The sequence below is a fragment of the Pseudomonas sp. Ag1 genome (assembly GCF_000278565.1).
GTDB lineage: Bacteria > Pseudomonadota > Gammaproteobacteria > Pseudomonadales > Pseudomonadaceae > Aquipseudomonas.
Window position 1 is genome coordinate 41,400 of the sequence record NZ_AKVH01000105.1, and the last position, 21,184, is coordinate 62,583.

At 58.4% G+C, this 21,184-nt stretch carries 17 protein-coding genes; 5 read left to right on the forward strand and 12 right to left on the reverse strand.

Features of this window, described 5'->3' with window-relative positions; all coding sequences use genetic code 11:
* Positions 1 to 111 precede the first annotated feature (111 nt).
* The 4 genes from A462_RS11185 to A462_RS11170 form a co-directional block, all read right to left on the reverse strand.
* Positions 112 to 5,856, reverse strand: a complete 5,745-nt coding sequence (locus A462_RS11185) for a membrane-targeted effector domain-containing toxin (RefSeq protein WP_008436708.1) — start codon at positions 5,854 to 5,856, stop codon at positions 112 to 114.
* Positions 5,857 to 5,920: 64 nt separating this feature from the next.
* Positions 5,921 to 7,723: a CocE/NonD family hydrolase gene (locus A462_RS11180; RefSeq protein WP_008436709.1), complete on the reverse strand. Its 1,803-nt coding sequence runs from the start codon at positions 7,721 to 7,723 to the stop codon at positions 5,921 to 5,923.
* A 19-nt stretch (positions 7,724 to 7,742) separates the two neighbouring features.
* Positions 7,743 to 9,182 (reverse strand): YfcC family protein, encoded by a 1,440-nt coding sequence (locus A462_RS11175; protein ID WP_008436711.1) that lies wholly within the window; start codon positions 9,180 to 9,182, stop codon positions 7,743 to 7,745.
* A 108-nt stretch (positions 9,183 to 9,290) separates the two neighbouring features.
* Positions 9,291 to 10,187 carry a LysR family transcriptional regulator gene (locus tag A462_RS11170; RefSeq protein WP_003212270.1) on the reverse strand — a complete coding sequence of 299 codons (897 nt, stop codon included), beginning with the start codon at positions 10,185 to 10,187 and terminating at the stop codon, positions 9,291 to 9,293.
* A gap of 172 nt (positions 10,188 to 10,359) precedes the next feature.
* On the opposite strand from A462_RS11170, the gene A462_RS11165 reads away from it, so the two are divergent.
* Positions 10,360 to 11,583: an OprD family porin gene (locus tag A462_RS11165; RefSeq protein ID WP_032899532.1), complete on the forward strand. Its 1,224-nt coding sequence runs from the start codon at positions 10,360 to 10,362 to the stop codon at positions 11,581 to 11,583.
* A gap of 6 nt (positions 11,584 to 11,589) precedes the next feature.
* Here the strand turns inward: A462_RS11165 and A462_RS11160 are convergent, their stop codons facing one another.
* The 4 genes from A462_RS11160 to A462_RS11145 form a co-directional block, all read right to left on the reverse strand.
* Positions 11,590 to 13,047: an ArnT family glycosyltransferase gene (locus A462_RS11160; protein WP_008436715.1), complete on the reverse strand. Its 1,458-nt coding sequence runs from the start codon at positions 13,045 to 13,047 to the stop codon at positions 11,590 to 11,592.
* A gap of 111 nt (positions 13,048 to 13,158) precedes the next feature.
* Positions 13,159 to 13,707, reverse strand: coding sequence for a nucleotidyltransferase family protein (locus A462_RS11155; protein WP_008436716.1), 549 nt, complete (start codon positions 13,705 to 13,707; stop codon positions 13,159 to 13,161).
* Positions 13,704 to 14,213 (reverse strand): hypothetical protein, encoded by a 510-nt coding sequence (locus A462_RS11150; protein ID WP_008436717.1) that lies wholly within the window; start codon positions 14,211 to 14,213, stop codon positions 13,704 to 13,706. The genes A462_RS11155 and A462_RS11150 overlap by 4 nt, the downstream gene beginning before the upstream one ends.
* Before the next feature lie 109 nt (positions 14,214 to 14,322).
* On the reverse strand, positions 14,323 to 14,610 hold the full coding sequence (locus A462_RS11145; RefSeq protein ID WP_008436718.1) for a DUF6124 family protein: 288 nt from the start codon (positions 14,608 to 14,610) through the stop codon (positions 14,323 to 14,325).
* Between the two features lie 883 nt (positions 14,611 to 15,493).
* Between A462_RS11145 and A462_RS34295 the strand changes: the two genes are divergently transcribed.
* Positions 15,494 to 15,688 carry a carbohydrate porin gene (locus A462_RS34295; RefSeq protein WP_008436719.1) on the forward strand — a complete coding sequence of 65 codons (195 nt, stop codon included), beginning with the start codon at positions 15,494 to 15,496 and terminating at the stop codon, positions 15,686 to 15,688.
* 301 nt (positions 15,689 to 15,989) lie between these two features.
* Here the strand turns inward: A462_RS34295 and A462_RS11135 are convergent, their stop codons facing one another.
* Positions 15,990 to 16,838 (reverse strand): hypothetical protein, encoded by an 849-nt coding sequence (locus tag A462_RS11135; RefSeq protein ID WP_008436720.1) that lies wholly within the window; start codon positions 16,836 to 16,838, stop codon positions 15,990 to 15,992.
* A 146-nt stretch (positions 16,839 to 16,984) separates the two neighbouring features.
* Here A462_RS11135 and A462_RS34300 point away from each other — a divergent pair, with 146 nt between their 5' ends.
* The 3 genes from A462_RS34300 to A462_RS11125 all read left to right on the forward strand — a co-directional run bounded on the left by A462_RS34300 (position 16,985) and on the right by A462_RS11125 (position 18,468).
* Positions 16,985 to 17,149 (forward strand): hypothetical protein, encoded by a 165-nt coding sequence (locus A462_RS34300; RefSeq protein ID WP_008436721.1) that lies wholly within the window; start codon positions 16,985 to 16,987, stop codon positions 17,147 to 17,149.
* A gap of 104 nt (positions 17,150 to 17,253) precedes the next feature.
* Entirely contained in the window at positions 17,254 to 17,454 is a 201-nt protein-coding gene (locus A462_RS33530) for a helix-turn-helix transcriptional regulator (RefSeq protein WP_008436723.1), read from the forward strand.
* 357 nt (positions 17,455 to 17,811) lie between these two features.
* Entirely contained in the window at positions 17,812 to 18,468 is a 657-nt protein-coding gene (locus A462_RS11125) for a YagK/YfjJ domain-containing protein (protein ID WP_008436725.1), read from the forward strand.
* Positions 18,469 to 18,566: 98 nt separating this feature from the next.
* Here the strand turns inward: A462_RS11125 and radC are convergent, their stop codons facing one another.
* From radC to A462_RS11110, 3 genes are all read right to left on the reverse strand, one after another.
* The gene (radC, locus tag A462_RS11120) at positions 18,567 to 19,064 is read right to left on the reverse strand and encodes a RadC family protein (RefSeq protein ID WP_008436727.1); all 498 of its coding nucleotides are present in this window, start codon (positions 19,062 to 19,064) and stop codon (positions 18,567 to 18,569) included.
* A 48-nt stretch (positions 19,065 to 19,112) separates the two neighbouring features.
* Positions 19,113 to 20,033, reverse strand: coding sequence for a recombination directionality factor (locus A462_RS11115; protein ID WP_008436729.1), 921 nt, complete (start codon positions 20,031 to 20,033; stop codon positions 19,113 to 19,115).
* 106 nt (positions 20,034 to 20,139) lie between these two features.
* Positions 20,140 to 21,144: a YqaJ viral recombinase family nuclease gene (locus tag A462_RS11110; RefSeq protein ID WP_008436731.1), complete on the reverse strand. Its 1,005-nt coding sequence runs from the start codon at positions 21,142 to 21,144 to the stop codon at positions 20,140 to 20,142.
* Positions 21,145 to 21,184: the final 40 nt, after the last annotated feature.

Genomic DNA, 21,184 nt, shown 5'->3' on the forward strand with positions numbered 1-21,184 from the left:
AGGTATCGGCAGCCCTGGCGAGAGCTGAAACGGTTTTTTCGTGAGGGCAGGATTTATGGAACGTGAGCGACGAGCGGTCGCACCGCCCTCATGCAGAGGGCGGTGCGAGGATCAGTGGACTTGGCGCATTCTTTTGCTGGTGGTGATGATGTCGATCAACGCTTCCCTGCTGCTGAAACGGCGGTCATCCAGGTTCCAGCGATTGACGAAGTGCCCCCTGGCATCCTGCTGCAACGCGGTGTGGACCAGTACGCCGTCGCGGTTTTTATGGACCATCTCCAACCCGTCGTCCAGGGTGCGCTGAAGCAGGTAGTCGCCTTTGCGCCGCAGGCGTTGTTCGAGGCTGAGGGGTGGTGCGGGCGTGGCAGGTAGCGGCAATGGCGCACCGGCGACTTCGACGTTTTTCTTGAAGTCGTAGCGCACCAATGGCCATTGCTGCTCGCGCGGCAGCGCCTGGACGCTGGCGGGCTCACGCACAAAGCCGCTGGCCGAGCCGGGAGGCACATCGTCCAGCAGTAGACTGATGCCGTTGTTGAGCTCGGCAATGCCCGGCACGCCGCGATGGGTATTGGCGTGCGTTTCGCCCACCAGCGCGACCCACTTGTGTGGCCCCTGTTGAAGTTGATCGGCGCGGATCACCTGGGTCGCAAAGTAGTTGAACATTGATGTCCTGGAGCCGGTCATGCCGTCCACCCGCAAGCTGGCGACACAGTCGAGCGCGCGGATCCGCACGTTATGCTTCATCGCCACCTGCACCAGGCTGACAAAACTGTAGGGGCTGTCGGCCGGTACGCCGTGGCCTTTGTCCAATGCGTTGAGGTAGCTCCACAGTTCATCTGGCATAAAGCCCAGGCTGTGGACGATATCCAGGTCGGCTTGATGCAGCTCGGTGGTGAGTTGCTCCATGTACAGGGTTTTTACTTCTCGCGGGCCCTTCAGGTATTCCATGTGCCGGCTGAGGAAGCCTTTGCTCGACGTACCGGCGTGGGCTTCGCCGACTACCAGGCCATCGGCGGTGTCCAGCAGTTGATCGATAAATTTCGCCTCATCCAGGGCCGGGTCGACCGCAGGCAGTGCTCCCCGAGCAGGCGGTGTGTGTTCGGTAAAAAACGCCTGGGCCTGATCCTGAAGTTTTTTGCGGGTCTGGTCGAAGGTGGTTTGCGCCGCGCGACGGCTGCTGGCGGTCTCCCTGTAGGCGGTGGCGAAGAGCGCTTCACGCGTGCCTATCGGCAAGGTGATTTCCTCGCTGATCAGGCCCAGGTGTTCATGGGGCAGGTCAAAGGTGCTGAAGTGGCGCGGCGCCTCAACAGGCAGAGGGCGCGTTGGCCGTAGCGCGTGTGAGCGCTCCACCGAGGGCCCCGGGTGCGGCGCCGGTTGGCGTGCCGTGTGCAGCGACAGCTTCAGGTCGCCCTTGGCCAGGGCATCGCCGGGAATGCCGCCGGCCACATCCGCGATGACTCGGGTGGGTTGGTCGAAGGCGTCGTCGACCCGCAGGGCAATGCTCTTTTGCAGGTCGGCCAGGCCCGGCGTGCCGCGATAGGTACTCATGCGTTTTTGATCAACCAACGCTATCCAGCGCTCGCCCGGTTTTTTCGCCTGGTCGTCGTTGATGAGGGTGTGGGAGTAAAAGTTGGTCAGCCGGTTGGCGCGAATCGGGGCCGGGCGTGAATCAAACAGGCACAGGGTGTTTTCCAGGTCGTAGGAGCTTGAGGCGTTCAACGGCCGAACCTCAATCCCGTGCTGTTGCGCGGTGTTTACCAGCATCCAGTGGCCGTGCAACCCGTCGGGGTCGCGGTAATTTTCCTTGTCGATGGATTTGAGCTGGCCCTCGGCCCGTTTGGAGAGACCACTGGAAAACCGTGAATGGGTTTTCAAGTGATGAATGTCGCGCCACAGCGGCTCGATATAGAGAACCGTCACGTTCAGTTCGCGCAGGTATTGCATGTTTTCGATCAGCACCTGTTTAGCTGCGGTGGAAAACGGTGCCTCGCCCACTACCAGGTGGTGCGCGTCATCGATCAGCAGCTTGAGCAAATCACGCAGGGCAATGTCTGGCGCCGGGTTCAGGGTTTCGGCCCGGGGAACCACGGCGGGCAACCGTGCAAAAAACGCGTCGGCGTCATCCGTCAGGGCCCTGACATTGTCCAGGTGCTGTTTGAGTGCCGGGGCGAGTTGCCGACGCGAGATCCAGATGCTGTGGGTATTGAGGTCTCGATCCAGGTAGGCGATTTGCAGGAACAGCGCCGACCGGTCCTCGGGGGCGATGACAGCCGATACGTCCCGGCGAAACTTTTCCGACAACTCATAGGGCTGCCCGAGCCTTTCAGGGCCAGGCATGCCACCGATGACACCGGAGCGCTGCCACTGGCCGTCCACCGTCTGGTTCACCAGCTTGCCGGTGGAGCGCAATTGCCCGCTGGTGTTGTCGTAGCGAAACAACAGGAATCGCCCCAGGCTGTCCGGGGTGTGCGAGGCCCACAGGCTGTCGCCGGCAAACAGCACAGGCTGCATGCCCTGGGGCAATGGGGGCTGCGGTTGCAGTTGCTTGATCAAGGTCATGGCCTGTTGGTCCTTGGTCACCCGGGCAATATGGCGTAACGGCGGACGGGCGAGCTTGACGGGGGCGAACAGCAGGGGCCGCAGGTCGGTCAACAACGTCCCGCCGGCATTGAGCAGCGCACCCAGATAGTGTCCCAGCGCGGCGGCGGTGTCGTTGCGGCTGTAGGCATGCAGGGCGAGCATCGAATCCTTGAACACCAGCAAGCCGCCCAAGGCCAGGCTCAGTGCCGGGAAGGGCGCGGTCAGCACGGCAATGGTGATTTCGCCGATCACGCTGACCAGCTCCATGATCATCTGCAAGCGCCCGGTGGTGGTGCTTTTGACTTCGTCGATACGGTGACGCAGCTTTTTGTCGTAGGTATGGTAATGCAGGTTCTTCAGCGGCAGTGCGGTGCGAGGCACTTCGTCGAACACCGGCTTGGAATACACCCCCTTGAGCTGTGCCGGCAGGCCGGCCACCAACGCATGCAACCTCGGCTCGAACGCCGCGCGCTCAACGCTGGCGACCCGGCTGATGTAGTAGGTGTCCATGCCTTCAAGGTTTTTCAGGCGTTCGTTGAATTCCCGTTGCGGCCTGAAGGCGATGCCATCCGGTGCGTGCGGGGTGTAGAGCAGGGGCAGGTCGTTGGCGTGGTGGAACAGGTAGCAGCCATCGATCACTTGGCCGCTGATGTGCAGGGGATAGAGCCGATACCGATTGCGCACGGCATCGCTGTTATCGGCCAGGCTGTCGATGCTTTTTTCCAGCCAGGCCAGGTCGCTTGTTGCCAGGCAGCCTTGCAGGCAGCACTCAAGCGCAGCGACGTGCATGTGCAGTTGGGCAACCTCCAGGGCCATGTTGCGGCGCCATGCATAGTGGGGGCCTTGCGGGTCCAACAGGGTTTTCTCGACCTCGGCGACATAGCGGTCACCGATCCAGGTGCCTCTGACCGAGTTGCTCACCGTTTGCGCGGTGAGTCGACTCAGGTCGACGCCGGGCGTTCCCTTGAACTGCGCGGTGGTGCTGGCGTCGGGGTTGATAAAGCCCAGGCTGGCGTCGTAGCCATTGCGGTACAGCGTGGTGTAGCTGACGCGTTCGCGCGGGGTGATCACGCCCACGAGATTTGGGTCTACCGCCGGGATCGGGTTGCCGAGCAGTTGGTTGAGGGCGGTTTTTGCCGCCTTGTGCAAGTAACTGTCGAAGTCGGGAAACTGTTGTGGGCTACCCGGGCTTGCGGCGTAGGCCTTTGCCGCGCCCAGTGCCTGTTCCTTGAGATCGGCGAGTTTCTGTCGGTCGGCTGCCGATGCCTGGCTCAGCCACTTGGGCATCTGATACAGGTATTCATCGGCCTGCATGGCCAGCGTCGTGGTGCTCATTTCCACCAGGCAGGCCTCATAGGTGGAGGGCGCGCCGAAACTGATCATCAAATACTCAAGGCTGGCCGGGGTAAAACCCAGGGCGGAAAGCATCGCGCTGTATTTGGGCCGGATCCGGCTGACCAACTGTTCAAGCAGGTAGTCTTTCATGCTGCGCGAACCGGGAGCGAACGCTATCTCCTGGCTCCAGCCGAGGATATGCGCCTGCAATTCCCGCTCGCTGCCAAAGGCCTGGAACTGTTCGGCGCGTGGCGCGTGAGGCGTGCACAGCAGCAAGCGTTTGACCGCGCCCGTTGCATCGGTCTGGCGCAGCACCCACAGGTCCTTGAGCGGAGCCTTGTGCAGGAACAGGCAGCAGGCAGTGAGTGTGGGCGAGGGGCCTTCACTCAGGGTTTGCAGCAGTGCGTAGTCGTCCGCGCTGATATGGTTTTGCAACGATGCACTGTAGGCCAGCGCGTGCAGGCGGCTGTCGAGCATCTGCTGCATGGCTTCCTGTACGGCGGGCAAACTGTGGGCGCGCTTTTGTTCTTCGGCGAAGGTCAGGCTTGGTTGAACCTTGGCCAGCAGCTCGGCGAGGTAAGCCGGGGTGACGTCCTGGAACTCGGGCGGCAATGGCTGCTGGGCGTAGGTCAGTTGGGTGTGCTCGAGAAACTCGGAACCGGCGTGTTCATCGCCACGGTGCAAGCCACGTACTGCCAGTTGCACCAGGTTGTTGTGCTGGTTGTACGAGTTGCCCGACTTAAGGGTGCGTTCAGTGCTGATCTGCAGTTGCTCGGGGATCAGGCCCTGGATATCCATGTCGTCGTCCAGGTGCTCAAGCAATTGCAGGCGTGCCATGGCCTCGGGCGAGGCCGCCGGGCCGAGCAGCGCCAGCACTTGCAGGCTGAGGTGTTCGTAAGTGCGCAGGTGTTCGGCGAGGGTTTTGCGCTGAGACTCATTGGCGCTGCGGTACCAGTCGGGGGCGGATTCGTGGAGCAGTTTTTCCAGTAACTGTTGCGCGCGCAGTTCCAGGCGCGAGGCCAGGTCCCAAGGCGAGCAGCGCAGCGCCTGGTCCAGTTCGAGGGTCATTCTGGCGACGTCTGTCGGCGCGGGGTGGCCTTCCAGGCCAAGGGCAAACGCGATGTCCTGATGTTGTTTGTCCTGCAGGGCGTTGTAGGTGTGTTCGTTCAGCGGGAGGCTGTCGATAGGGCCTGGCACCAGCGGCCAGATACTCGCCGCGCGCAAGTGCTGGTAACAGCGCGGCAAGTGTTGCAGCAGTTCCTGACGCCAGGCCGCCTGCTTCATGCGCTCTTGCAACGTGCGGTCCAGGTGTTTGAGCGAGGTGAAAGCCTCCAGGCCTCGGGAAGGGGTGAACAGCAACACATCACCGTCCTCGATCTCCAGGTGGGTGACTGGTGTCTGGCTGCGCGTGAGTATGAACACCCCGGCGAACTCGATGGTCTGCTGGCGGTAGCGAAACGTCAGGCGATGGATACCCGGGCGCAGCTCGGGGCCGCTGACGATATTCGTCACCAGCAGCTGGTCGGCAGGGCTGAGCAGGCGATCCTTGACCTTCAGCCTGGCCTCGGCCTCCAGCATCGGCTGGTGGCTGTCGAGTATCCAGTTCTTGCGTAGATGGCCGTTGGGCCGCCGTTCGATTTCCAGGGCGGCCAGCTTCTTGTGCAATGCCTGGCTGATGCGCGTGCGGTTCAACCGGCCGGGCTCGCCCTGGATCAGCCAGTCGCCGGGGACGGTGTAATGCACTTGTGCGTTCTGCAGGCTCCAGCGGCTTTCTTCTGCCAGGGCGGTGTGCAATGCCTGCACCTCCAGCAACTCGGTAGAAGACTGCGCTGCCGGTGCGTGGCCGTTGGGGAAAATCTGTAGACGATGACCGATTTGCAGCAGGTAGCCGTTCAGTTGTTCCGGGGTAAGTGGTGATGTGTTCGGGGGCTGGGCGGGCATGGCCGGTCCTCAGGGAGTCAATGGTCCCTGAGGGTGCGCAGTCTCGACGTGTGGATGGCGGTAGTTAGTTACTCAAGGCCTCGACCACGGTCAGTATCAGGCGTGACGGGCAATCGGTACTCAGGTGTAGCGTGTTGCGCGCCACCCTGGGATGTTCTGCCTGGCCGGGTGCTTCGCCGCTGTTGGGGTTGACGTCAAAGCGCGGGAAGTTGCTGCTGGCGACGTCCAGGCGCAACCGGTGGCCGCGCTGGAACAGATTGCAGGTGGCGAAGGGTTCGATCACCACCTTGACCCGCTCACCCGGGGTCAGCAGGATGGGGTGCTCCCAGGTGTTTCGGTAGCGGGCCCGCAGGATGCCGTCGGTGATGTTCATGGCGTAGCCGTCCGGGTAGACGTCGACCAGTTTGGCGGTGAAGTCGGTGTCGGGCGCATCGCTGTCGATCCATAGCTCTACGCGCAGCGGGCCTGCGACGATCAGGTCGTGGCTGAGTGGCTCGGTCTGGAAGCTTAAGACATCGCTGCGCTCGGCCAGGGGGCGCTGGTCGCCACGGGTACCGAAGAAGTCCGCCCGCTCGCGTTGGTCGAAAGCGCCGCCGACAAAAATCGGCGCGCCGGAGGTCAGGGCGCCACCGATGGTCGGCACCGGATCGGCAGGGTCGGCGCAGTAGCTGAGCTGGCCCTCGGTGGTCGGTGGTTCAGGTTGCAGTTGGCGTTGTGCGGTGAGGTGCAGGGTGAGTTGCCGGCTATCCGGTAGCGGCCATTGATGACTGTCGATCCAGTGCCCGCCATGTTGCAAGCGCCCCTGTTGATCGCGCTCACCGGTGCCACCGCCCATCAAGAACACCTTCACCGCCGCGGGTGCAGGCAGCGGCGAACCCTTGAGGGTGCGTTCAAACCAGTCCAGGCGGCAGCTCAACCAGTCTTTCGCCACCTGCCCGTCGAAGGCCGCTGGCGCACCAAATTGCGCATCGCCACTGTGAGTGATATTGCGATCACCATGCAGCCAGGGGCCCATGATCAACTGATGCTGCGCCGTACTGCCGGCGCAAAACGCCGCGTAGTTGGCGAGGGTCGAACTGACATAGGCGTCGTACCAACTGGACATGAACAGCACCGGGATATCCGGCAGATCGTGGTAATGCCCCTCGGCGTAGATGCCCGGCGCTTGCCAGTACGGGCCGAAGTCGCCCTGGGCCCACTGCTCCAGCAGATAGGCTTCGTACTCCGGCACATGCCGCAGGGGCGATTGCCCGGCGTGCCACGGCATGCGCTTGAACCACTGGTGGATGTCTTCCTGTTCCAGGGCTTCGAGGATCTTCGGATCCGCCAGGGCCGCCGGGCTTTCCTTGGCCTGGCGAAACGCCCAGGTGGCCTGCTTGAGCTCCAGCGCGCCGCCCTGGCGAATCCCGCATTGGTAGGCGTTGGCGAAGCCGCCGCTGTCCAGCACCATGCTGGCGAGGCCCGGCGGATGCAGGCAGGCCATCGCCAGTTGCGTGTGGGCGGCGTAGGACAGGCCCATGCTGCCAATCTTGCCGTTGCACCACGGCTGCTCGACGATCCAGGCCAAGGTGTCGCAACCGTCTTCGCCCTCGGCGGTGTATTTGGTAAACACGCCTTCGGAGGCATAGCGCCCGCGGCAATCCTGGAAGATCGCGACAAAGCCCTGGGCCGTGAACCGCGCGGCCATTTGCTCGCGGGAAATATGCTGGCCGTCGAGCTGGATTTCCGAGCGCGATGGTTTGCTCTTGTCGTACGGGGTGCGTTCGATCACCACCGGAAAAGGGCCTGGACCGTGGGGCAAGTAGATATCGGTGGCCAGGTGGATGCCGTCGCGCATGGCGATCATCTGGTTGTGCAGCGTCTGCATGGGGAAAACACTCATGGGTTCAGTACCCGGTGCCTACGGCAATGGCCAACAACACCATCGCCAGCACCGCATAGATCAGAAACAGCGGCAGGATGTAGCGTGCCCACTGGCCCCAGCCGACGTTGGCGGTGGCCAGCAATACCAACAGGCCGCTGGAGGTCGGGGTGATCATGTTGGTCAGGCCGTTGCCCATCAAAAACGCGAACACCGTGGTTTGCGGGCTGACGCCGGAGAGCTGTCCCAGCGGCCCGAAGATCGGCATGGTCACCGCCGCCTGCCCCGAGGTGGACGGGATCAGTACATCCAGGCCCAGTTGTGCGAAGAACATGCCGTAGGCCGAGACCACCGGGCCATGATCACCCACCAGATTGGCGAGGCTGTTGACGATGGTGTCGAGCACCTGGCCGGTGCTGAGGATGATTTCCACGGCGGTCGCCAGGCCGATCAACACACCGGCGATCAGCACCTTTTTCATGCCGTCGACAAAGGCGCTGGCGGCGGTGCTGGCACCCAGGCCGGCGATTACGCTGAACGCCACGGTCAGCAGCAGGTAGAACGCCGACAGCTCGTGGTATTTCCACTCCCAGCGGTTCGAGGCGTACACCAGGAAACCAATGCCGGCCCCCAGCACGATCAGGTTCAGCAGGTGGCGCAGGGGCAGCGGTTTGCGTTCGAAGGTGATCTGCGCGCTGGCATCAAACCCATGCTTGCGGATACTCCACAGTACGAACGCGATGCCCACCAGCAGGAACGTGCAGTAGGCCAGGACGCGCATGCTCAGGCCGCTGAAAATCGGCAGCCCCACCATCGGCTGCGCCACGGACAGCGCCACCGGGTTGGAGATGGAGGCCAGGTAGCCGATCTTCACCGAGATGGCCACGATGGCCAGGCCGATCAGGTTCGACAGCCCCAGGCGGTTGGCCATGGCCACCATCAACGGCACGATCAGGATGAATTCCTTGGCCAGGCCCATGAAGGTGCTGCCGGCGGAAAACACCAGCATGAGGCTGGGCACCAGCACGTAGATATTGCCCCGGGTCAGCCCCAGCAGGCGTTCAAGACCGGCATCAATCACACCGGCCTTGTTCAACACGCCGAACATCCCACCGATGAACAGCACCATGAAAATCAGCGCGGCGCGTTTTTCGATGCCTTGGGGAATGGCCATGAAGCCCTCGACCAACGATACCGGCCGAGCGACCGTATCGCTGGCCTTGCGCGGTTCGACGGAGAACAGTTGGCCCAGGGAGTCGTGCTTTTCCAGCACCTGATAGGAGCCCGGAACCACCAGGCCTTTCTGGCGCTGGAACTTGCCCGAGTTCACCGCGTAGGTGAAGGCGACAGCCAGCAGCACGATGCTCAGCAGAATGAGGGCCGGGTTGATCTGCTTGCGCTGCGCGGGTTTTTCCACCGGCGTATCAGTGGGCGAGTGGGTACGGACGATCTGCGGTTCGGTCATGCTGGTTGCCCCGGTGTGCGCTGTTATTGTTGTGTCGGGTGACACTTGTGGAGCGGACACTAGGGCAAAGTTTTAGCGGCGACAACGTTATGCGCGGGCTGGGTTGGGCTATGCGTTTTGTGCGGCCAGGCGGTGCTTGAGGTGCTCGGCAAACGCCGTCACCACCTTGGACCTGGGTTCATCCGCGCGAAACGCCAGGCCGAATGCATAGGGCAATGCCGGTCGAAACGGACGGACCACAATCGGCAAATGCATGAAGTGGCTGGCCAGCAAACCATTGACGATCGACACCCCCAACCCCTCGGCGACAAAGCTGCACGCGGCGCCCACCGAGTGCACTTCCACCCGCACCTGTGGCGTCAGGTTGGCTGCGCGAAACACCTGGTTCAACTCCGCCCGCAGGGCCCGTTGCCGGCCCAGCATTACCAGCGGCACGTCCCGCAAGTGTTGCACTTCGATGCAGGCGTGGCGGGTCAGCGGATGGTCAGCGGGCATCACGCACACGCCTTCGGTTTCCAGCACCGGTTCAATCTCGAAGTCGGGAATCTCGGTAGGCAAGCGCACAAAACCGAGGTCGGCGGAGCGGTCGAGCACGGCCCGTTCGATCATGTCGTAGGAACCGGTCAGCAGCTCGACGACGATGTCTTCCCGGCCCTTGAGAAACTCGGCGACGATCCGCGGCAGCAGCTCCTGGGTCATGCTGGTGGGCACCCCGACCTTGATCAGGCTCTTGCGCGAACGGCCCACGCGCATCTCATCTGCCAGGCGCTGGATACGCTGCATGCCGTCGACCAGGCCGGCCACTTCGGCGAGCAGTTCTTCAGCCTCCGGGGTCGCCATCAAGCGGCCCTTTTTGCGCAGGAACAACGCGAAACCCAATGCCTCTTCCAGCTGGCTCAACAACCGGCTGACCGCGGATTGCGACAGGCCCATGCGGGTCGCCGCACCGATGGTCGAACCGGTGGACATGATCGCCTTGAAGGCTTCGAGCTGCTTGAGATTCACCGTGATTTTCCTGTGGTTTGAGGGCTTTGCGCATAGCCTGATGCGCTTCTCGCATAACGTTGCCGGGCGTTCGAGGAGCCGTTAGTGTCCGCCGCAATGCGAGGCGCCGTCCAGCGTATCGCAGGCAGCAACTGCCCATAAAAAATCACAATACGGCATTCGGGAGACGGTTATGCGTGAGCTTTTCACGAGGGGAGGAGTGGTGTGCACGGGCTTGCTGGCGAGCCTGTCACCGGCATTGATGGCCCAGGGTTTCTGGGAGGAATCCCACGGCAAATTGACCTTGCGCAATTACTATTTCAACGACGGTTACCGCGACGGCGGCGAGGACCGCAAGGAGTGGGCCCAGGGCTTTTTGCTCAACCTGCAATCGGGTTATACCGAAGGCACGGTGGGTTTCGGTCTGGATGCGTTGGGGTTGTCGGGGATCCGGCTCGACTCCAGCCGCGCCCATGCTGGCACCGGGCTATTGCCGGTGCACGACGATGGCCGCGCGGCCAGCGAATTCTCCAGCCTGGGCGTGACCGCCAAGATGCGCATCGGTGAAGCCGTGGTGAAAACCGGCACGCTGCTGCCGAAGATTCCAGTGCTGGTGTACAACGATGGCCGGCTGTTGCCGCAAACATTCCAGGGCACTCAGGTCGAGTACAGCGGCGTCCGTAACCTGTACGTGCACGCCGGGCACCTGGACAAGTTCAAGCTGCGAAACTCGACCGACAGCGTGGACATTTATCCCCAGGGCTACAGCGGCAAAAAGGGCAGCGACTTTGATTTCGCCGGCGCCACCTATGCCTTCACGCCCAAGCTAAGCGGTACCTGGTACTACGGCGAAATGCGTGAATTCTATCGCCAGCAGTTCTTTGGCCTGCTGCATAAACAGCCAGTGGGTGCCGGCAGCCTGACCAGCGACTTGCGTTACTTCATCAGCAACGAAGCGGGCGAGGCACGCAACGGCAAGGTCGACAGCGACATGTTCAGCGGGTTGTTCACCTACCGGCTAGGGCCGCAGGCGCTGGGCGTGGGTTATCAGAAAGTCACCGGCAATACCGCGTTGCCCTACGCCAGCGTGTCGACGGTGTATTCCTTCAGCAACGCAGGTGTCGGCAAATTCATCCAGGCCGGTGAGCAAACCTGGATGCTGCGTTATGACTACGACTTTGCCGCCGTGCTGCCAGGCCTGACCTTCATGACCCGTTACTACAAGGGCCAGAACGGTGACTTCAAGGGCCGCGAAGCCCGCGAGTGGGAGTCGGACACCAACCTGCGCTACGTGATCCAGGACAACACCTTCAAAGGCGTAGGCATCGAGTTGCGCAAGGCCACTTATCGCTCGACCTATGCGAGCGATCGTGACAACTACCGGATCTACCTCACGTACGACCTGGCGCTGTGGTGACAGGCCCTACTGCTCGACGAAATAGTACGGCTGACGGTTAATCGCCATCTCCTTGACCACCGTCACCGGGACGTTCAGCCGGTCAGTATTGTCCACCAGGGCCACGTTACCGGGCTTGGCCGCGAGGTAGCTTTTGAGTTCCTCCGGCGTCTGCAGAATCGTCAAGTAACCCTGCATGTAGAACACCCCGGCGCCGGCGATTCGCTCGTTGGCCTGATACAGCACCACTTCCTTGCCTTGCGCCTGCATCGCCTGGATCTGGCTGATTACCGGCACAAACGACTGGCGCACATCGGCCTTGGGCGCGAACCAGAAAGCCGCAATCAGGTAGCAGGCCACCACCACGGTGAAGAAGCCACCTACCAGACCCCGTCGGTTTTCATAAACGTGTTCGGCAACGTGTGAAACCTGCCCACGACTTTTCAGCCAGCCCAGCAGCACGCCGCCATACTCGGCGGCCAGCACTGCCGCGGCGGGCGTCAAGGCCATCAGATAAACCGTGCGCTTGCTGGAGGCGAACGTCAGCAGGGTGAACTGCGCCACCAGCCATACGCTGAAAAACAGCCGGTAGCGGTTGCGCACCAGGCTCTTGCGGAAGTGCCACAGCCCCAGGTACACCAGGATGTTCCACGGCAAAAACGCTTCGGGCAATTTGACGATGTAGTAATAGAACGGCTCGTAGTGACCGGCTTCGACAAATGAACCGCTGAAGCGTCCGACGCTGTTGGTCAGCAGCACTTCACGTACCCCCTGCAACCCGTCGCGCTGGTACAGGAAACCCAGCCAGATCATCAGCGGCACCAGCGCCAGCAGCGTGAACAGCCCGGGCTTGATCCAGTCGCCCAGCTTGAATTGTTTGTCCATCAGGCTGGTGCTGGCCAGATAGACGAAGATCACCACACCCGGCATGGCCAGGCCCAGAACCCCTTTGCTCAAGGTGGCGATCACCATCCCGAGGGTGAACAGCAACCAGGTGCCCAGGTTGGAACTGTCACGCTCCGACGCGGGCCGAGCGGCCTGATAGAACGCCAGCAGCGCCATGGTAACCCCGAGGGTGAGCAGCGAATCCTCACCGACGCCGCGCACATTGCTCCAGTAACTGGCCATGGTCGCCAGCATCAGGCCCGCGACAAACGCCAGCGTCTTGGGCCGGCCAAACTTGCGCAGCATTCCGTACAGCAGCATCACGCTGAACAGCCCGGCAAACGCCGACGCCAGGCGCACTGCCCAAGTGGTACCGCCAAACAGGCGAATCGCCCCGGCGTCGAGCCACAGGCTCAGCGGCGGTTTCTCCAGGAAGGGTTCACGGAACAATCGCGGCACCACCCAATCGTTATCCAGGTGCATGGCCATGGCGATCCCGGCCACACGGGCCTCGGTCGAGCCTTGCAACTCGTGATTGCCAAGGGCAAAGAAAAACAACAGCGCAGCGAGCAGGAGCAGCAGAGGAGCGGAACGCGTCATGGATTCTGGCTACCGGGGCAGGGGGCCGTTCGGGGGAACGGCCCGGGCAATCGGCGAGTATACGAGGGCGATTCTTAATAATTCGTGAATGAATGTGAGGCTTTTGTAGGGTCAGGGTTGTTTCAGCAGTGGCCAGTGGGTTAGCCAGCGTTTGGAGGTGATGCGTTGTTGGTAGATGGCGTGTTTTTCCTGGGTGAAGCGGGGCGTGGGTTTGAGTTGGAGATTGAACAGGTCTTCCAGGCCGAGAGGGGCTGAAACTTCGCATAGGTCTTCTGCGGTTCTCCTGACGGCTACTGCGGTGGCGGTCTCGGGCCAGAAGCGCATGGCGTCGCTGGCGTTGCGATAGGGCGCATCGCCGTTGCGCAGGTGCATGCGGGCCTGGTTTTTGACGGACCAGATGATGGAGGGTTCTGCTGCGTGTAACAGGGCTTCGAGGCGGCGGTCTTCGTCGGGGTCGGTGCAGGTGGCGTCGAACCACAGTACGTCGACGTCACCGGTCAGTGGAGATAGTGGGCGACCGTGGAGGTGATCCCATACCGCGTTGCGTACGAAGCCGGCGCCGATCCAGCAGTCGGGGAGGGCGAGGGAGCGGACGATGTCCAGTAGGTGCCAGCGTTGGGCATCGCTGCTGATCAGGGTCTGGAGGGCTTTCTCGCTCAAAGGATAACGGCCTCTTTCACAACGATCCCCAGGTCATTGCTGACTTTCACCACCCTCACTTCATCGCGATAACCGATGCACGTGGGGCGGCAGATTTTAATCGTATTATTCAGCTCAGCATCGAAGACCGTGATTCCGCTGCAGCTTTTACTGCCGCCTGACGAATATTCGTAGTGAGCCGTATAGCTGCTGCGGGTGCCGCCCGAACATAAAATGGCCAACGAAAACAGCGTCACCGAGAACAGCGTGCATAGGATGAACATCCCGGCAAACGCCTTAAGCAGGGTCCATTTTTTTTCGAGCCGCAGCTGAGGTTTTCTTACCCGCCAGACAATCACGGACGCAGCCAGGGTCAGGACGAGAGATACGGATAAACAGGCTTTCTCCGCGACCGGTTTGAAGTGGATGGCCGGTGAGATGCTGAACTGCCATATAAACAGCACGGCCAACAGAAGCTGTACGCCCAGCACGACAGGTATCAGGTAGGCGTAGGAATTCTTGTTCACTGCGGCACACATCCTTATGTTTCAACAAAGGTGGGGTTTATCTTAAAAGAAAATAGACCCTCACCTTTTCTTACTTTTGGGGCGCTCAAACGGATCGTCATGTTTCCTGTCAGGAAACGGACCTTCCCGTAGCTTCTGAATCTGCCGTTGGCACAAGAATGTCCAGTGCGCGCGTCACCAGCAACTCGCCGAGGACGCTCAATTGCTGGGTGGCGAGGAGTTTATGGCGAAAGGCGCCATCGAACTCGAAAGCCAGGTCGGTAGTGAGCGCGTTCAGTGAGGCGAGGGTTTCGCAGGCCTGTACGAGCAGGGTTTCGGGGTCGATGTTTTGGGCGATAGAGAAGATATCCGTGCCGGATTGGCTCGGGCTTGGAGGGTTGGGGCTGTGCTTTTTCATGACTGCAACTCCTTGATTGGTGGAGTCGCCAGACATCGCTGCTAAACGAAAAGGGTGGCGACTGTACGCGGGTTAGCAGACCAGGAATCAAGGAACCCAGCGCACTCGAAAGTGCCCCACGCACAGCCGCCATAACGCGGACAAGCGAACGCGGATGCTCGCTTGAACGGATGGTGGCATTGCATGCCTTGATATTAACCGAGCTGCTAAACCCGGTCGCTGATTTTGCAGCGACGTTTCAAGGCTAGTCGTGTCGATTGATTAGCACCAGTTCACCATGGGCGCGATGTCTTGCGGGAAAAATCCGAAGGTTCAATCGGCGGTGTGTTTTCAGGAGCCCAGAACAGCAAAACCCGCACGAGGCGGGTTTTGGTGGTGCTTCGTATTTGGTGGGCCGGGGTAATCTGAATTGATTCTATAACATGTTGATTATTATAGATTGTTTTCGGTTAAATTTTTTATTGGAATACCTTTTGGAATACCATTCGCGAATCTTCTTAAATTCCTACCTTTACGTCGATCAATGCTCAATTCCACAGCTGTTCGTCGGATCTCACTTTTGAGCGGAGCCAACGGCTTCTGATAGCCATTGTTGGCGATTGTGCATTCCTTCACTCGCTCTGGTGAGTCAGCACATGCCATATTGCCTTCGAGTACAGCAAATGGGCGGTCTCTACTACTTCCTGCTCCAACGCCCGGCGAATACCGCGTCGGCGGCTACTACAGTACCACCAAGGCTGACGATTTCTATCTTGCTGCGGACGTGGCACAGGAGCCGCTGAGCGATACAGGCTTCAAATCCCACAACAACAAACACGGCGCCTAGTGGGTGGTGCAGCATTAGGTCTACAAGGATGCGACCAACCCGGCACGGGCGCTGACCTTGTTTAGCGACGCCACTGTGCATGACAAGGCCACCAACAAGATCGATCGCTACATCCACCCGGGATGTTCTACATCCAAAGTGGAGCTTTACTACGACTTCCTGGTCAGCAAGTGGCTGACAGCGCGGCCAAACATTCAATACGTGGTGAGTCCTGGCGTCAACGATGTCGACAATGCCTGGATTGCCGGTTAGAAGTTTGAAACTACGTTGTAAATGCAAGATGTGCCAGGTTTGGCGCTGGGCCCAGTTTCTTTGCCTGCGTGAGTTATGAGAGCCCATACTAGTTCAGTCGGGGAGGACGGACCCAGGCCGTACAATATGCTCTGCATAACAGCTGCGTCACAGCATGGATTGGCACAATGTAGAGCATGTAAATAGAGAGCAGCCATTGTATCGCTCTCTTGAGCTAGATCCTGCTGGGGCGGGAAATAATCCGAGAGTGAGGTCGGGTCTTGACCGGAGATCTATCAGGTATCTATTTCTGCAAAGTCCACTAATCTTGATTGAGTAGTTTGGAGTTTTTCAGTTTTTCAGCAATGTACGTAGCGTTTATCTCTTCTTGCGCTATGAGGATTTCTATTGCTCGAGCACGACTGATTTCATGTTGTTCGCATATTTTGTCTAAACTTCGAATGGCCTTGTCGGAAAGTATAAAGTTGTACTGAGACTTTCCTAATAGGTTGCTTCTGTATTTTTGCTGGCTCCATCGTGCTTTAATTTTAGTAAGGTAGAGCTCTCTTTGTTCGTTGATGATAAAGTTTTCGTCAAAATATATTAAAAGGTCTTCATAGTCTTCAAATGGGGGGCGTGAGAGATTGAGTTGAGTGTTCTTTGTAAGCCATTCCCACGCGAGCAAGATTTTTTGGTTGTCGTCTTTAAACCATCTGAAAGGTTTGTCAGTGTTTTTTTGTGATCTCCACAGTTCCTCTATGTTCTTTAGTTCAATACGCTTGTAGGTGATGTCAGCTTCCCAGCAGTCTGCGATGTAATACAGCCTGTCTATTCCATGTAGGTTTGTTGGGATCATGAATGGAATAAGTCCTGAAGCGCTAAGTAATCGATTACTTACCCATGAGATTTGGCGTTTGCCCTCATGTATCCACTTGAAGTGATCCTGATGAAGTAGTTTTGCCGCTTCCTGTTGTTTCAAAGTCTCAGCGATGTGTGGGTTTAAGCTCAAGCGCTCTGCGATTATGTTGCGCATCTCTCGCGGCGCTCTGTCGAGGGGGCCAATATTGAGCCCGTATTCTTGGAGGCGTTTCCATAGCCAAATATCCCTGCGGTCATTGACTAAATTGTCTCCCCAGAGCTGAGAAAGATTATCATTGATTCTGATGGCCATTTTATAAGTCTTCTAGAAAAAATTCAGTAGCATTATAGCACAGACATAGAGATTTTGCATGAGTTTTATAGTGTTTAGCTAGAATATTTATAGTAGATATTTTTTATGGCAGGGCCGAAATATGCGGTGTTTAAGGCATCAGCACCATGGAGTTCGCCCAACTGAGCACCCGTGAACAAGCCGCTGAAGTGCTACTGGGCCTGAACCGCCTTGAGGTCAACAAGGGGCGGCTGCCGAAAGGTCTTCAAAAATCCGTCAACGCCGCGGCCCATGGCAAGGAAGGGTCGCTTCTTACCATGCCCGTTCTCTAGCCTCTGAGTGGTTCATTGACTCGCCAGTAGCCAGGAGTTTCGTGGCCCTCAGTAAAGTTCTACTGACCTTGCCAATCCTCTGGACGAATACAGGAGATGCGTTCATGAGGATAATTCGATTGAAAGAGGTCATGGATCTAACTGGCCTTGCTAGATCTACGATTTACAAGTTTATTTCGGGAGATTCATTTCCCAAACCTATTTCCTTGGGGGACCGTTGTGTAGGTTGGCTGGAAAGTGAAGTTCACGATTGGATACTAAGTAAAGTTAAAGAGCGGGATCAGTTGGTGAAGAATGATGCTTGAGGATCTGCTGCGTTTGCCTTTGTGAATTTCACTGGCTCGGTTCTAGTTAACACCATGAAGGAACTTATCCTTCATGGTGTTTTTCCAGAGTTGTTGTTTCTCTGTAATGTATCTTTTTTAACAGGGCTTGTGGGTGTTTTATCTAGTGTCGTGCCGTCAGAAGGTTTCGGTATTGGTACTATGCTTTTACAGTATCTCTATTGTGAGTTTGGCTTGTCTGTACTGGTTAGGTGTAGGGGTGTGTCGGAGGGAAATAGGCGCTCTAAGCAGAGCAGTACTGTGCTCTGCATTCTTAGGTGTAAGTAAAAATGTACTAGTGGGCCTGACTATATGAAACTAAATACTCGGAGCTCCATCATGGCTAGATATCCAGGCAACACGAACTTAACCCTTCATTACGAAGGTTCTTATCAAGGCCTGACCGTGCAGGTGGATAAGGGGCCCTTCATCCAAGAGTACCTAAACCGTCTTCATCAGACGGTATCTCGAGCGCTTAATCAGTACCCTCGTGTGTTCGCATTCAGGTTTGACTTGCGGCTACCAGCTAACAATCAATTGCCCGATTACGCTTTCACGAACGAAGTTATTGACCGCTTCATCGAATCCTTTAAAGCCAAGATCAAGCACAATCGCCAAATGGCGAAACTTGTGAATAAGTACGCACACGACACCAAGGTGCGTTACGTCTGGGCTAGGGAACAAGGGCAGCACGGGCGACCACATCATCACTTTGCGATCTTGCTGAACTACGATGCATTCAATGCGCTGGGTAAGCTCGAATCAGGCAGAGACAATATGTTTAATCGCTTGGAAGGAGCGTGGGCAAGTGCTTTAGGGCTATCAGTAGAAGCCGTCAGGGGGTTGGTCGAGATTCCACAAAATCCTTACTATCACTTGTATCGCGACGAGATAGCCGGACAGGCAGCCTTCTTCCATCGTGTAAGCTACCTGTGTAAGTCGAGCACGAAGGTTTTTGGGGATGGTTCCCATGGTTTCGGGTGCAGCAGAAGCTGAGCACAACGCTGAATCACAAAAAAAAATAGAAGGACACCGTGCCGACGACCACCCTGGCAATGCCAAAGGCGGTCCATCGGACGGTGTATACATTGGAGTTAAAGGTAACCTCGTTCAACCAGAGATACGCAGCCTTCATGACCTACAACGATGTGATCCAACGTCTGGGTGCCAATCATGCTGAGGGCGCTCTTGAGCGCCAGGGTTAGCGTGCGATCGGCTTGACTTGGTTCAGGATCGCCGGATGGATGGTTATGTACCAGAATTACCGCTGCAGCATTGAGCTCCAATGCAATCTTGACCACTTCTCGCGGGTACACGCTGGCACCATCCAGCGTGCCTCTAAATAGCTCCCTGAAGGCAATCACTCGATGTTTGCTGTCGAGCAGTAGTAGCGCAAAGACCTCGTGCTCGTGGTACTGCAGCAGCGTTTGCAGATGGCTAAAAACCTGTTTTGGTTCCGTCAATGCCCGGCCTTTAGCCAGACGACTCATTGCCAGTTGTTGCGCCATTTGCAGGATGTCAGCCTCGGTAACCGGGGATTCCATGACATAGGTACCGGTTGTTTCACCGGCTATCAGCTTGTGATATTTCATTCGGGTATTCCTGAGCGAATAGGGCGAACGCAGAAGAGTTGAGAAGGGCTACTGAACCGAAGGCCTGCCTTTGTGCTGCGAGGCTTGCGACTCCAGTTTTTGGGCGAGTGAGGGTTTGTCAGGCACTGCCAATGGGGTTTTGAGCTTTATGCGGCTGGGCTGATCCTCAATGACAGGAAAGAGCTCCTCGACGACGGCACCGGTGTCCTCCTCGCTGTCTTCAAAGGCCCCATTGTTAAAACCCTGCCGTGCCGCTTGATCCAAGGCGCTCTGGTCAAAGCCTGCGGCTTGGCGGGTCTCCTCCAATTGCTTGGCTGCGATTAAGGCATCCTCCATGCCCAGACCACTGCGTACCGTGATGTCTACGTAGAAAATCGGTGCGCCGTGGCTTTGGCGAGTGGACTTACCGCGAAGACGCAACTCCAGCGGCAGGCAGGCCAGTCGATCGCCGGAGATGGCTTGCAGATAATGCAGTCGCGCTGCGAGGGTGCGGATGCTGTTGTAGCCGGTAGTGCGAAAGACAAAGCTGCCAAGTGGATCGTCATCGCCAATCACCACGTTGAGCCGGCCGTAAGGTTTGCAGGCATTGCCTTGAGCCAGTGAACAGCCATCCGGTGAAGGGCAGGGCAACGACTGAATGCCATCCTTGGTCAGACGCTTGCAGGTCTCACCATTGCCGACGCACAGCGGCCGGCCGGTGTTACGTTCGAACAGGTTGTAGTCAGCCCGAAAGTTGAGGTCCGGCTCGTTGAACAGCAGCCGGATCGGAATGCTACGCAGCTTGCCGTCCTTACCATTGCGCAGTTCTTCGTTAAGGGGATGCAGCAACCAGCCGTCACGGTTCTGTACTTGGGAGGTGAGGGTGAATTGATCGTCCTTTTCTGGCAGACGTTTACCGTTCTTTTCGACGACCTTGCCGATGGAGATTCGGCCTAAAACCGGGGGTGTGATGGCTAAACCTTTGAGCATGGGAGATCTCCTGACACTGAAATAAAAACGCCACCGAGACCGCACGAGCGACCAGGGTGGCATTGAAGGGAGGGGGCACAGGGATAAGGGGGTAGCGAACGATCGTTCAGGCCAGCAGAAAACGTCGACTACCGGCTTTGGTGGTCGAGTAGCGAACTTGCAGATGAGGCTTTTCTTTTAGCAGGCGGGAGACATCCAGGACCGCGCTGTCTTTGGCTTTCTTCCACGTGATGCTGCCGGTTGCGAAGGTCGCCCGACTGGCATCGCCCATGGCTTGTTGCAGCGTTTGCTTGAGTTGAGCCTCCTGAGCCTCCTGCAGAGCAATCGACTTGCGCACGTTCTGCAGTTCGGTAAAGGCCGTGCAGAGCAGTGTGTCCTGGCTAAAATCCACGGTTTGTCCATTGTCATGCGGATACAGACAGCGCAAAGCTTGCTCCGCCGAGGCAGAACCGTCTGCTGGCGGCGGGGTGTCACTGACGACGTAATCCCAGAAGAGCCGTTCCAGGTCGATCAGCCGAGCTATCAGTGACTCATCGCGCTCAATGCGATGGATTTCCAGGTGCTGACCACCAAGCAGCACCGCCACATCCGCTGCCTGTTTGCCAGTCACGGCCAACTGGTGCATGACCTGCAATTGCACATACTCGGGCACGCCTTCTTTCCACAGGCGTGCGCCGTTTATGCCGGCGGTTTTGCATTCGAGAATCTGCACTTCTGACGCACCGGTAACCTCACGGTCGATATTGGCCAGCATCCAGGCCAGTTTGGGATCAGGATGCTGCAGAACCGCATTGACCCGGCGTACCCGATGACCACTACGCTGGGTGTAATGGGATGCGACAATCGGCTCCAGGATGTTGCCCCAGTACGCCGGGTTTCCCTCATCCTGCGTATCGAGCTTGGGCAGTAAGGTGTCACGCCCGGTTTTCTCCATCCACAGCTCCAACTGTGATTTATAAGGGTTCAGGCCCATAGCGGCGGCGGCATCCGAACTGCCGATGCCTTGCTTGCGCACGATCAACCAGTCCTCACGCGGCAGTTGTTTGGTGCCGACCAAGCGTAAGGCAGGACGGGGTTTAGTTCTGAGATGTTGTAGGGAGTGAGTGGTCATAATCATTTCCTTGAGGCATAAAAAACGCCTAACCAGCACG